At 40.0% G+C, this 15201-nt stretch carries 7 protein-coding genes; 3 read left to right on the forward strand and 4 right to left on the reverse strand.

Annotation, left to right across the window (positions count from 1 at the left end):
- Nucleotides 1-26 precede the first annotated feature (26 nt).
- Nucleotides 27-6587, forward strand: coding sequence for an SNF2-related protein (locus FRY98_RS29585; RefSeq protein WP_476703882.1), 6561 nt, complete (start codon nt 27-29; stop codon nt 6585-6587).
- Nucleotides 6588-6747: 160 nt separating this feature from the next.
- On the opposite strand, the gene FRY98_RS03450 is transcribed toward FRY98_RS29585, so the two are convergent.
- Entirely contained in the window at nt 6748-7701 is a 954-nt protein-coding gene (locus tag FRY98_RS03450; RefSeq protein WP_211373250.1) for a restriction endonuclease, read from the reverse strand.
- A 117-nt stretch (nt 7702-7818) separates the two neighbouring features.
- On the opposite strand from FRY98_RS03450, the gene FRY98_RS03455 reads away from it, so the two are divergent.
- Together FRY98_RS03455 and FRY98_RS03460 are read left to right on the forward strand one after the other, a co-directional pair.
- Nucleotides 7819-9132, forward strand: coding sequence for a hypothetical protein (locus FRY98_RS03455; protein WP_148450340.1), 1314 nt, complete (start codon nt 7819-7821; stop codon nt 9130-9132).
- Nucleotides 9133-9192: 60 nt separating this feature from the next.
- Nucleotides 9193-10572, forward strand: coding sequence for a hypothetical protein (locus FRY98_RS03460; RefSeq protein ID WP_148450341.1), 1380 nt, complete (start codon nt 9193-9195; stop codon nt 10570-10572).
- A 41-nt stretch (nt 10573-10613) separates the two neighbouring features.
- On the opposite strand, the gene FRY98_RS03465 is transcribed toward FRY98_RS03460, so the two are convergent.
- Genes FRY98_RS03465 through FRY98_RS03475 form a run of 3 tightly spaced genes read right to left on the reverse strand, consistent with a single transcriptional unit; the run spans nt 10614 to nt 15024 of the window.
- Nucleotides 10614-12293 (reverse strand): hypothetical protein, encoded by a 1680-nt coding sequence (locus tag FRY98_RS03465; protein WP_148450342.1) that lies wholly within the window; start codon nt 12291-12293, stop codon nt 10614-10616.
- Complete coding sequence (locus tag FRY98_RS03470; protein WP_148450343.1) at nt 12293-14371, reverse strand: coiled-coil domain-containing protein; 2079 nt, start codon at nt 14369-14371, stop codon at nt 12293-12295. The genes FRY98_RS03465 and FRY98_RS03470 overlap by 1 nt, the downstream gene beginning before the upstream one ends.
- Complete coding sequence (locus tag FRY98_RS03475; protein WP_148450344.1) at nt 14368-15024, reverse strand: hypothetical protein; 657 nt, start codon at nt 15022-15024, stop codon at nt 14368-14370. Before FRY98_RS03475 ends, FRY98_RS03470 begins: the two co-directional genes overlap by 4 nt.
- Nucleotides 15025-15201 lie beyond the last annotated feature (177 nt).

Below are 15201 nucleotides of genomic sequence, written 5' to 3' on the forward strand. Positions count from 1 at the left end.
CCATCCAAAAGGAAAGGAGAACCATCATGAGAGTTGAACGGTTGCGGAGATTATATGAATCTACCATTACAGAACTGACCCAAAGTAGCGAAGCCTGGATGAACTACTTGCGTTTTGCCGCTCCCATCTACAAATACTCGTTCGACAATGCCTTGCTCATCTACAGCCAAAACCCGGACGCCACCATGTTGGCTCCCCTGACCATCTGGAACCAAATCGGACGCCGCGTTAACGCAGGGGAAAAAAGTATTGCCGTCTGTCATTTCGGAGAGGCTCGTCCGAAGCTGAACCACTTGTTCGATGTGACGCAAACCAACGGCAGGCCGCTTCCCTCTCTCTGGAGTCTGGATGCCATTGACACAACCGAACTGGCCGGGCGGCTGTCTTCTTATGACACCGCGATTCTAAGTGAAGCGATTAATCAGTTGACACGGGAAGCCGCCGCCTCATCCATGGATGAATGGTTTCAAGACATTGAATTGGACATTCAAGAGCATTTCTTGGGTTCAATTCCTTTAACCGGCTTGGAACAACATATGCAAGACTTGGTTCAGGAGAGCGTTCGGTTTCTTGTTCATCGCCGCTGCAAGCTGCTGGAACCCGAAGATGTGGATTTCTCTACCATCGTCCACTTCAATTCATTGCCGCTTGCCGTCCGCTTAGGGAATCAAGTGAATAACCTTGCCCGCAGTTTATTACAAGACATCGCCAGACACGTCAAAATCATGAACCAAGAAAGGAGCATCACGCATGGACAAGAAAGCAAATCTGACCTATCGCGAGGTAGACGGTCTCCTCTACCCCAACCTGCAAATCTCGAACCAACCGGAAGCGGACGAGCAGCCGCTGGGCCGATACGGTCGGATGGCGCTGAATTACCTGCGCAACCATCATCCACAGCGCTTTCTGATTCTTCAAATGCAAGGCGACCTGATGAAAAAAATGCACCAAGTGGAACAGGAAGCGCAAACGAAAATGGAACAACTAACAGAGCAGCTCCTCCGGCTCCGTCCCCTGCCTCAGACCGACGATACGCTGGAGAGGACACGCCACCTGAATCAGATCAAGGAGACCGCCGAAGAATTGATACTGAACGACATCGTGTTGAAACCGAGATAACTTTATCCGAACCGCCTCAGGGGCCGCTAAGCAGCGGTTCTTTTTTTTCGCCTGAAACGGACGGCTATACGGAAGGACATTCTGCGGAGGAGATATTGGCCTTTCTGCTACAGCGTAATCAAGGCGAGCCAACCCTTAAACCGCGACTTTATCAATTTGTAACCGAACATCATCCGGTCAAACCGGCCGATCTTGTGCCTGTGCTAAAAAATGCCTATGGGATTGGCGGAACCCGTGGTGACTTGGGTTTCGGTCTTCATGGCTACATGACAAGCGGCAAAGGGATGGAATTAATGTGGACGGATGCCAACGGTCAACACGAAGTGACGCTGACCTGGAACAAAGTGGCCTCCGTCCTGCTCACCCTCATACGGGAAGGACGATATAGTGAAAACCTTCCTCCATTCCCGCCTGAGGAGCCGGAATGGACGCTGTTCAGCTTTGCCGAACAAATCGTAGAAAACAAACAGGATAAGCGGCGCATTGAAAATGATCAACCTTCTACTACACGAACCAGATCGCAACAAGCTTTATCCCCCGACGTTGACAACTTATCGCAAAGTTCTATCGGTTCGGTTGCCGTCGCTACCGCTCCAGCCAACACCGTCTCCATGGCAATCAACTACCGCTTTGATCCGGCCCATTCTCCTTACGTACCCGGTCTGAAAAGCAAATACAAACGTAATGTAGAAGCGATTCGGCTGCTCAAGCGATTGGATGATGGGCAGCGGCAGGCTACGCCTGATGAACAACAAGTATTAGCTGGCTATGTCGGCTGGGGCGGCTTGGCTAATGCGTTTCATCCCACCGCCTCAGGGTGGGAAAATGAATATGAAGAGCTAAAACAATTGCTGGACGAGGATGAATACGCCACAGCCCGCAATTCCACAATAACAGCGTTTTACACGGAACAAGCGATTATCCAGCCTATCCATGACACTTTGAAGCGCTTTGGACTAACGGACGGCACAGGGCGCAAGCTGCTGGAACCGTCAATGGGTTCAGGCAACTTTTTCTCCGTACTGCCGCCGGAATGGGAAAAGGCTGAATTGCATGGGGTAGAACTTGATCCATTGACCGGACGGATCGCCCGCCAGCTTTACCCGACTGCCAACATTCGTCTCCAAGGTTTCGAGACGGTGGATTGGAAGAACACTCGCTTCGATGCTATGTTTAGTAACGTTCCTTTTCACAATATCCGCGTGTTTGACAAGCATTACACAAGCAATTATCTCATTCATGACTACTTTTTTATCAAGTCGCTCGACTTGCTGAAGCCTGGCGGCATTTTAGCCTACATCGTCAGTAAAGGCACGCTGGATAAACAAGATTCCAGCGTCCGCAAGTTATTGGCGCAGCAGGCTGAATGGATCGGTGCCATACGCCTGCCGAACACCACCTTTCAATCGCTTTCCGGTACAACCGTTACAACCGACATCGTATTTCTGCAAAAACGAACTGTGCCGGTCCGCTTTTCCAATGAAGAATGGCCGGAGTGGGTAGAAGTGGGACAGACACCGGGCGGTGTGCCACTCAACCGTTATTACTTGTCTCACCCCGAGATGGTACTTGGACGTATGATTTGGGATCGCGGCATATATGGGCCGGAACAAACCACCGCCTGCGTTCCGTTGGAGGGACAGGAATTTTTCCCTGCCTTGAAGCAGGCGCTTGGTTCATTGCAGGCAAATATTCCTTCTTTGCCCGTCCAATCTCCGCACCTTCATCCACTGGAAGTAACGGATAACGACGAACCGGAACGACGCGAAGCGCCTGTAGGTGTTAAAAATAATTCCTACGTCGTTGAAGATGACCGGATCTACTACTGCGAAAACGGCGAAATGCTGGCTCAAGATATTCAAGGAAAAAAAGCCGAGCGAATTAAGGGTTTATGCGAAATCAGGTCAGCACTGCTGGACGTCATTGACATTCAATCACGGGAAGAAGGTTACGAAGACGCAGAGCTTGCAACGGCCCAACGGCTGCTCAATCAGGTTTACGACCGCTTTGTCCGATCCTACGGCGCGATCAACGAACGGGCCAATAAAAGTGCTTTCTCCGATGACGACCAGCTCCCCCTCCTTCGTTCCATTGAAGATTTCACTCCACAAAAAACATGGGTAAAGGCGGCTATTTTCTCCCGCCCGACGATCCGGCCGAATCGTTTTCCCGAGCGTGTGGAATCTGCGCTAGAGGCGCTGCAAGTTTGTCTCAACCAACGGCTGCGAATCGACTTGCCCTATATTGCTTTCCTATGCAATAAAACGACGGCGGACGTTCGCGAGGAGCTTGGCGAACGCATTTATTTGAATCCGCAAAAGTATAACGGCGACATCGATGAGGGCTGGGAACTCGACGAAGAATATTTGTCAGGTCATGTCAAAGACAAATTAGCGTATGCGGCACTTAAGGCGCGGGAACATCCTGACTTGTTTACCCGAAATGTAGATGCGCTGACCCGTGTCCAGCCTGCTCCACTACTACCCGGCGACATTGATTTTCGTATCGGCAGTCCGTGGATTCCTGTTCGGTATTACCGTGATTTTATGTATGAAACCTTCGGAACATCCCAGGTGCTGCAAAACAGTCAAACAGTCGATGTCGATTATCTGGAATATACGAATACTTGGCGCGTGACCGGAAAATCGCTGGAACGAGACTCCATCAAAGTCCATCAAACCTACGGTACGCCCCGCGTCAACGCATATGAAATTTTTGAAAACAGTCTGAATCTACAAAGCGTGACCGTGCGCGATCCGGTTACGTATTTGGATGCAAACGGCAACGAACAAATCAAGTATGTCATCAATGCCAAAGAAACGATGATCGCCCGCGCCAAACAGCAACAAATGCGGGAAGCTTTCGCGTCCTGGCTGTTCCGGGATAAAGAACGCGCGAACACACTGTTGGCGATCTACAACGACAAATTTAATACGATTCGCCCGCGCCACTATGATGGTGAGCATCTGGTGTTCTTTGGGATGAGTGAAGAAATGGAGCTACGAAAACATCAGAAAGATGTGGCGGCTCGTATCCTCTATCAAGGAACTGCACTAATGGCCCACGAAGTCGGAGCCGGAAAAACGGCCGCCATGATCGCGGCTGGCATGACCTTGAAGCGGATTGGCGCAGCACAAAAGCCGATGTATTGCGTTCCCAACCACCTTACGGAGCAATGGGCCAATGAGTTTTTGCGATTCTATCCCGGGGCCAATATTCTCGTTACGACCAAAAAAGACTTTACCCCGGCCAATCGGCAGCGCTTTGTATCTCGCATCGCAATGGGTGATTATGACGCCATTATCATTGGGCACTCGCAGTTCGAGAAAATCCCGATTTCCCGCGAACGGCAGGAACGGCTTTTAGAAGATGAAATCCGCAATGTTGCCCGCATGATCGACCAAATGAAAAAGGAAAAAGGAGATGACTGGAGCATCAAGCAGATGGTTGTATTCGAGAATAATCTGAAATCCCGTCTTGAACGACTGGCCAACGAAAAGAAAAAGGACGACCTGCTCACTTTCGAGCAACTTGGCGTCGATATGCTGTTCGTCGATGAAGCCCACGCTTACAAGAACTGCTTTACGTACACAAAAATGCGAAACGTTGCTGGAATCGGTAAGTCCAGCAGCCAGCGGGCCACGGACATGATGCTCAAATGCCAATACCTTCAAGAAGTGAATAACGGCAGAGGCGTTGTGTTTGCGACAGGCACCCCAATCAGTAACAGCATGTCCGAAATGTATGTGATGCAGCGTTACCTTCAACCGCTTCTGCTACAAAAACTCGGTCTGGACTTCTTCGATAACTGGGCAGCAACTTTCGGTGAAGTTGTGACCTCTCTGGAAATGACACCGGAAGGCAGTGGCTATCGTATGAAATCCCGCTTCGCCAAGTTTCATAATTTGCCGGAACTGATGAGCCTGTTTCGACTGGTCGCAGACATCCAGACCGCCGATATGCTGAACCTCCCCACTCCCAAGCTGAAGGAGGAGAAAGCAACCGTAGTCATCAGTGAATGCTCGCCATTTCAGCAACAGATCATGGACGATTTTGTGGTTCGTGCCGAGAAAATCCGCAAAAATGAAGTCGATGCATCCGAAGACAATATGCTAAAACTCACCCATGAAGCCAAACTCATGTCCATTGACCCGAGGTTGTTGGATGAGGATGCTCCATCCGATCCGCATTCCAAACTGAATCGCTGCATTGGCAACGTCTTTGACATTTGGCAGCAAACGCTTGGGGATCGACTAACGCAAGTGATCTTTTGCGACAGCGGTACGCCAAAACCCGGACAGTTCAACGTGTATGACGAAATAAAAGTACAATTAACGTCTCGAGGCGTGCCGGAAGAGGAAATTGCCTTTATTCACGATGCGAAAACTGACGTACAAAGAGAAGAATTATTTGAAAGCGTGCGCCGCGGCGGAGTTCGCATCCTGCTGGGTTCTACTGTGAAAATGGGGACAGGAACGAATGTGCAGGATCGACTTATTGCCGCGCACCATCTGGACTGTCCTTGGCGTCCGGCTGATATTACCCAACGGGACGGACGTATTTTGCGGCAAGGCAACCGGAATGAGATGGTTCAAATCTTTCGTTACGTAACCAAGGGAACCTTTGACGCCTATCTGTGGCAAATTCAAGAGCAGAAGTTGCGCTACATCTCCCAAGTCATGACCGGCAAGAGCATTTCCCGTTCCTGCGAGGATGCCGACGAAACCGTATTAACGGCTGCCGAAGTCAAGGCCGTAGCTACCGGCAACCCATTGCTAGCCGAAAAGATGCACGTAGATAATGAAGTTGCCCGGCTGAAACTGCTTAAAGCCAACTGGCAAAACGAGCAAACGGTACTTGAAAACAAAATTCAAAAAAGCTACCCGGCAATGATAGCAGCCTGCGATGAAAAAGCGAAAAAGATTTTGACGGATATTCAGACGGCGGACCAAAACCGCCAGACGTCCTTTTCCATTCAAATTGATGGCAAGACTTATGAGGAACGGCCCGAAGCCGGAGAGATTCTGCTTTTATTGGCAAACATGACTGATGCAGGCCAACCCACGGTGCAGATTGGTCAATATTGCGGCTTTCCTCTCTCCCTATCTCGTTCAATCTTTGAATCTGTTCATCTGCAAATTCATGGAGCAGAAACCTATTTCATCGAGCTCGGGGAATCAGCACTGGGGAATCTATCACGGCTGGAGAACCTGATTGCCAAAATTCCAGCAATGCTCCGCGACATCGAGCAAAGCCGAGAAGATACCTTGCTGCAGCTTGCAGCAGCGCAAAAGGAGATCGGTAAACCTTTTGAAGAAGAGCAGAAACTGCAACAGCTAGTTGCTCGGCAGTCTGAAATCGATTTCACGCTAGAATTTAAAGAACTACAGGATCCAGTAATAATGCAATTAGGTAATGAGCTAGATGAGAACCTAACTAATGACGTGGAGATTGAGGCGGAATCATGAGAGTTAAAAAAGCGCTCCGATATCACATGCATCTTCAATTTCTTCTGTCTGTGAATGAATAAACGTAAGCTGCCAGTTGCATATCGGAGCATAATTTTTTGTAAGGACTAAAATCGCTTATATTTTACTCCTTTTTTTAATATTATTAATCTAATTTTTACTAGCCCTTATAATATGGGTTTTTATCAACAATTGCAGCCTGTATTTTACTTTTCAAAAATTCTCTTAAATCACCGTCGTTCTCAAGCAAAAAAATAATTTCATAAAGATCGCATAAAACAATAACAACTTTATCTAAGGATTGTTTGCACATCGTAACAGTAGCATCAGTAAAGCCATTCACGGAGATAAACAATCCTCTTGCTTGTCCACGAGTAAAAACTCTTACTAAATGTTTCGCCATTTCGTCAGGCCCAATTGCTTTCCCCCACCACTTCATTTCTACAAGATAAAATTCACCATCCATCTCAATAACACCATCAATCTGCTCAACAATGCCCTCATTATCATCACCAGTTAAAGTAAATGCTTCCTTAACAAGAATACCGAATGAGTTAAACAGTCTGTTAAGAATATCTTCAAATAATTTACCGCGCTTATGAGGATCCTTCATTACAAAGAGTGTGCTTAATTCATCTTTAAATCTCTCTTTAGCCTGTGTTAATTTCTGCACCTCAGTAGCTTTTCTCAAATATTCTTTTCTTATTTGCTGTTCCGCCTCATCTTTGGCGTTTTTCATCCTTGTAAATGAATCTTTGATATTTACTAATTGGCGTATTTCATGTACAAGCCCCTTTGCTTTTAATCTATCTGTATCCCAACAAGCTTCATAACTTTCGAATTCCACCACTCGCTTCAGGACTTCTCTTCTTTCTCTTAAAGCTTGTTCTCCCAAATCGTTCAATCTAGTCAATACCAAACGAACGATCTCATACTTATTAATGGATGACCTATCAACCATTACTGTATTTTCAAGATCATTTAAAAGCCTAGTACTAACTCCTGCTCCTTTAAAAAATAAAATAACATCTCTTTTTGAACGATTTAAAAGCGGTACAGTATCTATTAGCAAACCCATTAACTCAGGTGGATAATGATAAGTAATATTCTTCACTTCAATCTTCACCTCAATATATCAATTCTAATTTCAAGTGCAATATGGCCTAATTTCAATTATAATGGACGTAGAAATATTATCCAATACTATCAACAATTTCACGGGGGCTATTTTATGTCAGAACAAGATAATGTAAAGTCTGGTTATTGGTCCATTGCAACACAAAAACATCTTAAAGCCTATAGAACTGACAGCTCGAATATTGATGAATTTGATACCTTAAATACTGCAGGAAAAGCAGGAAGGTTATTAGGTGTTATTCGAGGAAATAATGAAATAGATAACATAAAAAAATTAGAAAAAATGGCTAACTCGGTTAATATATCCCCAAAAGAACTACACAGAATTATTCTTCCGATGCTTGAAGAAGCGTCTGATAAGCAAGTTGAGATTATTAGAAATAGTACAGGAGATATTACAGGAGTTGCAGAATACGTCTTTACTAATCATAATGTGTTAGATATTACGGGTAAAGTATTTGAAGTATCTGGTCCAACTCCTATAGAAAGAATCACTGTAGAAACGATGGATGCAACAAAAAAAATACCTTACCTTCAGGGCGAACTCACTCAGCTTTTTAATATGCAAGGCTTTAGTGATCAAGAGATTCAACTAGCACTTACTCTACAAAGTCAATTTAAGTTAATTCAACTGTTAAATAAATCGAGAACTCATGATGCTATTATCAGTAATGAATACGTCTGGGGTCCCAATCATAAAAAAATCGCCATGGCAATATCAGGCTTAGACTTTGGCAAAAAACAAAATCTTAAAGATATAATTGAACTAATACAAAGAACGCAAGGTTTCCCATTAGAGAAATTGCCTAATATAGATAATGATTTATTTATGCTTGCGAAGAAAACTGGAATGATAAATCCTATTACAATAATCTCAAGTAGAGGAATTCAAAAGGATTTTGGATTTAGTTCAGAACTAATCAGTTCTGCAGGATATGAAGATGACATCCTAGACGATGTAAAGCTACTTCTAGCTTCGCTCAGATTTGGTGAAAACTATACCCAATATTCAACAATTGAACAGACCGAAAGATTTCTTAGTTTTCTTATTGATAAGGGGAGAATTGGACCTCATCCAGCCAATGAAACTGACTATACGCTTCTAGAAAAAAAAGGTATTATTAAAGTCTCATATGGTTCACGCTACAACTATTATAGAGGTAGAAATGAAAGTGGCTATTTTCTTGAGCTAATTCGAAAAGATGTCGCACAAGCCGCACTGGATATAATCAAAAGCCCTGATTATCATATTTCTTCTTCGAGCGATGTTACTGATTATTCATCATTATCTGATACAGGCTCCTTTGTAACCCCTGAAGAAAACAGGATCCATCTCGGCGAATCTCCAGAACCTGTGAAGGAAGCTGAAGAATATTTGAACAGGGTCCTTAGAGATGAAATTTTGTAACATTGAAGGATTAACATTTGAAGAAAAGATACTGGTAGTTCAAGAAAGGAAGGTGCTTTAATGTCTCCCGAGAACAATTCAAATAAAGAAGATTCCCTTGGTCTTGATGAACAAATGCAAGGTACTGAACAATCGGACATACCAACAAAAGATAAACCAACTGTAGTACCAGAACAAGTTCAACAACCAACATTTGACTTCCCAGGAACTATTGATAATAAAGAGAAACTAACAGCCATACAATTAAAAAATACGACTTCGTATGATCGTCAATTAAAACCTAATAGTCGATCTAATTCAACTAAAAAAAAACCTAAAGATGGACCAACAATATCTAGTGGAGACTTACTTGAATTTAGAATGAAGAGATTACTTTATCATATGGGATACTTCACTAAAACAGGAATTTTGCTAAAAACCAGTAATGATGATGCTGCAGACCCGATTACTGATTTAGATGTTTTCGGAATCTATATTCATAGAGACTTTTCAAAAAAGACACTTTGGGTTGATTGTAAATCCGGCCAAGCGCGACCACATGATAGATTAACTTGGATCCAGGGAATACAAAGTTCACTCAAGGCTGACGATGTAATATTCGTTAAAAATGATGTGAGATTTGCTACCAAACAATACGCTCGAAAAACAGGAGTACAAATACTTGATATTCGGTTAATTGACAAGCTTGAGTCCGATTTTGGGGTAAAATATTCAGATTGGCGCGGCTCTTGGGATTATAATATTTTGAAAGATAAAAAGATAACTTTTTCTAGAATAAGTATTCCAAACAATGAATCATTCAAAAAAATTGGATCTTTTATTTCAAGTGATTACTGGAATCTTGATAATTTCACTAAAGCCAAAAAAAGTATAACTGCATTGAGGGATTTATCATCTTATGTTACCCTGCCGCTAGAAGAATCTCAACTTTCTGCTATTCGGTGGGCGATATATGAATTAGTATGTTTATTAACTTTGGCTATTCTTGATATTTCCAAGGAAGTGTATTATTTTTCTGAAGAAGAGAGACGTGAAACAATTACTGAAGGTCTTATTTCAAGCGAGATTCCCATAAAAAAAAGAAATGAAATTCTCGATGCTTCCTTTAAAATTGCGTTTAGCTTAGTTAAGCAACAAATTCCGGATTTCAATATTCCTACCAATAAGCAAACAGTTAATTTAACCCCTCCTAGTTATCATGAAGCTTTTTTAGACATGATTTCGAGGATCACAAAAAATCCTCATGCTTACTATGACATTCTACGGTATTTCGATTTTGTTCTGTATGAGTATGATTTAAAGGGCAAAGGAATTAATGAGAAAGAGTTGGGCCAATATTTTAATGATATAAAGAGCATTACAATGAGTGCAAAAACTTTACTTCATTTTATTCATCAAATCACCGGTATACCAAAACAAATTTTCTCATCATTAATCTAAACGAAAAATAGCGTATAGATGATAATATCTACACGCTATTTTTATTCAGAAATACTAACACATATATGATATAATCCTGTTGCCATGCCATTTCTATTATGCTTAGTTAATACCATTTTGATACCTGAATAATAAAACTCGTTGTCTATACCATAATCAATAGTTTCTAATTTATATGGATATTTGTGTTTAGTGATATGTTTTTTATATTTCGCCCAAAACAATCCAAAATCCTTTATCTTCACGTAACTAATAATAAAGTTATACGGAAGGCCAGTCGTGTCATATTTGAAAATTTTGTTAATGTGGAGATTTAAATAATTTGCATCTAATGATGATAAATTCAGCGCTTCAATAATTGAGTATGGAGAATTTTTTTCTTCAATAAGGAGATCTACTTCACCTGCGGATTTACCAGTATTTGAAATCCCCCACCTTGTTTGATCCTTTATATAAAATCCTGTTGTTTCTAGTATATTCTTTATGAATCCATTCCTATCGTCTTCAGAGGCATTTCGATATAGATGATTTCCTTGTAATTTTACACATGCATTAACTACTGAATTTAACAACACATCATATGAATAACGTTTTGTACTTTCAAGAAGCTTCCATACTGCGAGAGTTTTATTTGATTCATGCAAACCTTTTATAAATTCATCTATATCTTTATCGTTAACCGTAGGATAAATCTCTTTAATATAACTAAGACTTGTATCTTGTCCAGAAATAGTATCACTAATGACAATTTGTTTTAAGTAATTTAAGAATTCTTTTTCAATACTAGCTATACTATCTTGATTTAGTAATACATCGATTTTTGAAAGAGTAGCTTTATAATTAAACTTAAATATTGGTTCAATAAAATGCTCAATAATTTTTCCGCTTGTATCTTTTACTACTTTTTCAAAGAAGGGATTTTCTTTATAGTCAACATTTTTCAACTCATAAAATTGAAGACATAAATAATTAAACTCTTTTCTATAATCTATCCAATAATCAGGATTTTCGCACTTAATTTTTTGTAACTTTGAAATACACCTACTAATTCCAATAAATATTACGTTAGAGCATTCATCTAACGAAAGTAGTCTTGTTTCCCATATTAAAGCCATAATGTGTTCGTATAACTCATCTGCGGACTTTGACTTGGAGGATAAACTATCTATTAAATATTGACAGATAAGTCTGAGTATCCTGGCATCAATTCTGTTATCATCATTTTTCACTGCTGATTCAAAAAAGCTTTCTGCCGCGGCTATTTTTAGCTGGTAATCTTTTTTCGATAATGTATCGTTGGCGTCGAAAATTTGGATTAAACCCATTTGATAACTTGCTTCTGACACTATTTCACAATTCTTATCTTCAAATTTTTCATTAAGAATTTCTTTTATATCATCCGATTCATTCTGATAAAATAAAGATAAATATTTAAGCCGTAAACACTCCAAACTGGTCTCCTGTGCATCTTCCCACTCATCAAGCAATAACCCAATGATTCGTCGTGGTTTAACTTTCCCCTTATAGACCAAGGTTAGTAAATTCTGTAAGGCCCTCCTCTTACAATATAATTTTTCACTAGATTCTTTTAAAACACTCTTAGCGAAAAGATAAATTTCTTTCTCATTTAATGTTTCGGCTTCAGAGAGAAAATTTTCTTCATCCCAGTAACGTATTTTTTCCTTCAGCTCCCAACTAAAATATTCTTCACCTAGTTTCATCAGAACACGTAATCTCCTTTAGAGTAGATCGTTTGATTCTTTAGAACGTTCTCCAATTCACGAGTTGCTGTACCAATAATTATTTGCAAATTCTCACCGTATCTATCATTAATATTTATGAGTACATCCTTCAATCCTTCCAAATATTTTGAATCACCTTCTTCTTTATTAGGACTGTCAATAATAAGAAATCGTGTATGACGTCCAAAACTTTTATCTATGTCCAGCTGTATAAGTCCTAAGTAAAAAGCAAGTTTCACTCTTAACTGTTCACCTTCTGCAATGTCATCAAATCTCATACTAACATCATTTTGTATATAAGTTATAGTAAATTTATTATCGATCTTAATATCTGTTATTGATTCGAGTCCAAATTCATGGATCTCTGTTAACATCAGACTTGCCAAAGTGTCTAAAATACTTTTGCTCTTTTCATATCTTTTTTGATCTAGAAATTCAATCGCCGAATTTAGTACTTTTAGTTCCTCTTCCATTTTTTCTAATGTTATCTGTTCGTTACTACTATCACTTGCACTATCCCTCTTGTATAGCAACACAGCACGTTCAGCTATTAATTTTTTTTCTTCTTCTGATATATCACTACTATTTTGTCTAACCAAATCAATATTACTGACAATATTTGAGAGCTCAGTTTCCATTTCTTCTTCATTTTTCCCCTGTAGTTTAAGCTGATTTCTTATTCCCTCAACTTCCCGATTCGCTTGTTTTAAACTATCTGTTATTTCCTGTATCTTCCCTTTAATTAATCTTATCTCTTCATCTAATTTCTTTAAAAGTGTTTTTAATTCGTCAATCTTAAGAATATAAACTTGCCTATTGTCATCATCGATTTTTACTTGCTCGTGGCATAAAGGGCACGTTCCATCGATTTCAGAGTAATGATTATTTACCTCATGATTACAGCTTGGACAACACTTAATGTCTAGATTGGAAAAAAATTGCCCAATCTCTATATATTCTAGCAAGTCGTTAAGAAGTCGATCATTTTTTATTATTTCCTTACGAATTCTTCTTTCCTCATTTTCATACTCCTCCAGTTTTCTTGATAGCTCCGCCTGCTTTTTAATTGCTCTTTGTAATTCTTGACTCGTCTTCAACGTTTCTGTATTAGTATGATTTAATTTTCTTATCATTCGGTTATAATCATTTTGGAGTCGGGAAAGTTCTTGCATCGGTGAACTGTTTTTAATTTGCTCTAGTTGCCTTTGAATTTGCTCCAATCTAAGTTCATTTTCATTTTTTTCTGTTTTTCCCGCATTGATCTTCCTGTTCTCAAATTCCTTATGCTTGCTCAAGTCAAAGAGCAACATATCCTTCTTGACACCAAGATGATTTACCCATTTAGTATATTCAAAACCTAGCAACATTTGAAAAACCTTCTGATCCTGTCCCCCATAGAAAGACACACTATCTTTTGATTCCAGATAAATTGACTTATAATATGTTTTCCAGCTTGCACCAGCTTCCACCAGGTCATTACTGTCTTTTGCAGAAGTCTTTTGTGTCCATTTTAATGAATAGTAGGAAAATTGATTGAAGAAAAACTTCTGAATTTCTTCACTGTATTTTGTGTTACTATTCGCCTCAAAAATTATATTGCTATCAACAGAATTTTCATTAATAAGCTCCTTCCAAGGAATACTATATAGAATTCCATGGAATCTTTTTTCCAAAGATATCATTATAGAGTAGTCTTTATTACTAATCTTAAAACCTACGATAATGTTTTTTATCCACGGTTTTACATCAGCTTTAATACTATTTACATCCCCAACTAAGGCAGACTTTAGAACCTTAAAGACTGTAGACTTCCCTCTCAAGTTATCTGCGATAATTAAATTGACACCTTGTTCAAACTCCTTTTTAAAATTTATACTGTCACCGTTTTTCTTTTGACCATTAAATCCCAGATAATTTACAATCAATCTTTTTCCCGTTGAAATGGGCATATCTTCGAATGCAGAATCGAAATCAATAAGAGCGCTAGCTTGATTAAAATCTACATGCTTGAATCCTTCAACTAATCTATTAATGAATCGTTCTAATTCCTTATTCATAGATTCTCACCAAACTCCTTAAAAAACTGATTTTTTACGAGTTCTTGTATGTCGGTAATATACTCTTTATATGAAGTATTTCTATATTCATCAATCTGGTATTGGAGTGCTTTTAAATCTGAACCAGAGAAATCTCCGAAGTACTTTTTAATTAATTCACATCTCTTAACATACCATTTCAACATTTCAAGATTCTTAAGATTTTCAGTCATTTTCTGATCTGCTTCCTTTGTAACATAATAACTCTTTTTGATTACCCTTAAGTTTGTATCACGTTCACTGGCGTATTCAATGAACCCACAGGATATTAAAAAGGCAATAACTTGATCTATGTCTTCATAAGCACCGAAAAAGAACTTTTCCATTTCTAACCTACGAACTTCGGGTTCGTTTTCGACGAATATTTTTATTATTTCATCTTTAATTTCTGCTTTTTTAATTGTTCCTGTCTTTAGTAGTTCCATTAGTTCATAAGCAAGATAATCCGGGTTTCTTAACAGAAAATCTAATTTCTGAATTTTTACTTCAGTATGCAATACTTTACTACAATTGGGGCGCCTTGGATCATGATAATCCTCCCCAAAGAAATAGATGATAAAGAATATTCTAATACGATCTTTATACAACCTGATTTTGCTATAGTCTATTTCCATAAGATCCTGAATCCCCCATTTCCCTTTATATTAATTACGAAGTAACAAATGTCCTATTCAATGTATGACTATTGACTTATAGAAAAAAACTTGCATCTATGATTTCATTCGACATTTTCCTTCTTCTTCCTCCTTCTTCAAGTTCTCTCCCATTGATTTTTATTACAAAAGGTGGTT

It is taken from the genome of Paenibacillus faecis, assembly GCF_008084145.1.
GTDB lineage: Bacteria > Bacillota > Bacilli > Paenibacillales > Paenibacillaceae > Fontibacillus > Fontibacillus faecis.

Bases quoted from the DNA above. Each gene is read 5' to 3' on its own strand.
- FRY98_RS03455 (WP_148450340.1), top strand. From the start codon at position 7,819: ATGTCAGAACAAGATAATGTAAAGTCTGGTTATTGGTCCATTGCAACA.
- FRY98_RS03465 (WP_148450342.1), bottom strand. From the start codon at position 12,293: ATGAAACTAGGTGAAGAATATTTTAGTTGGGAGCTGAAGGAAAAAATA.
- FRY98_RS29585 (WP_476703882.1), top strand. From the start codon at position 27: ATGAGAGTTGAACGGTTGCGGAGATTATATGAATCTACCATTACAGAA.
- FRY98_RS03475 (WP_148450344.1), bottom strand. From the start codon at position 15,024: ATGGAAATAGACTATAGCAAAATCAGGTTGTATAAAGATCGTATTAGA.
- FRY98_RS03460 (WP_148450341.1), top strand. From the start codon at position 9,193: ATGTCTCCCGAGAACAATTCAAATAAAGAAGATTCCCTTGGTCTTGAT.
- FRY98_RS03470 (WP_148450343.1), bottom strand. From the start codon at position 14,371: ATGAATAAGGAATTAGAACGATTCATTAATAGATTAGTTGAAGGATTC.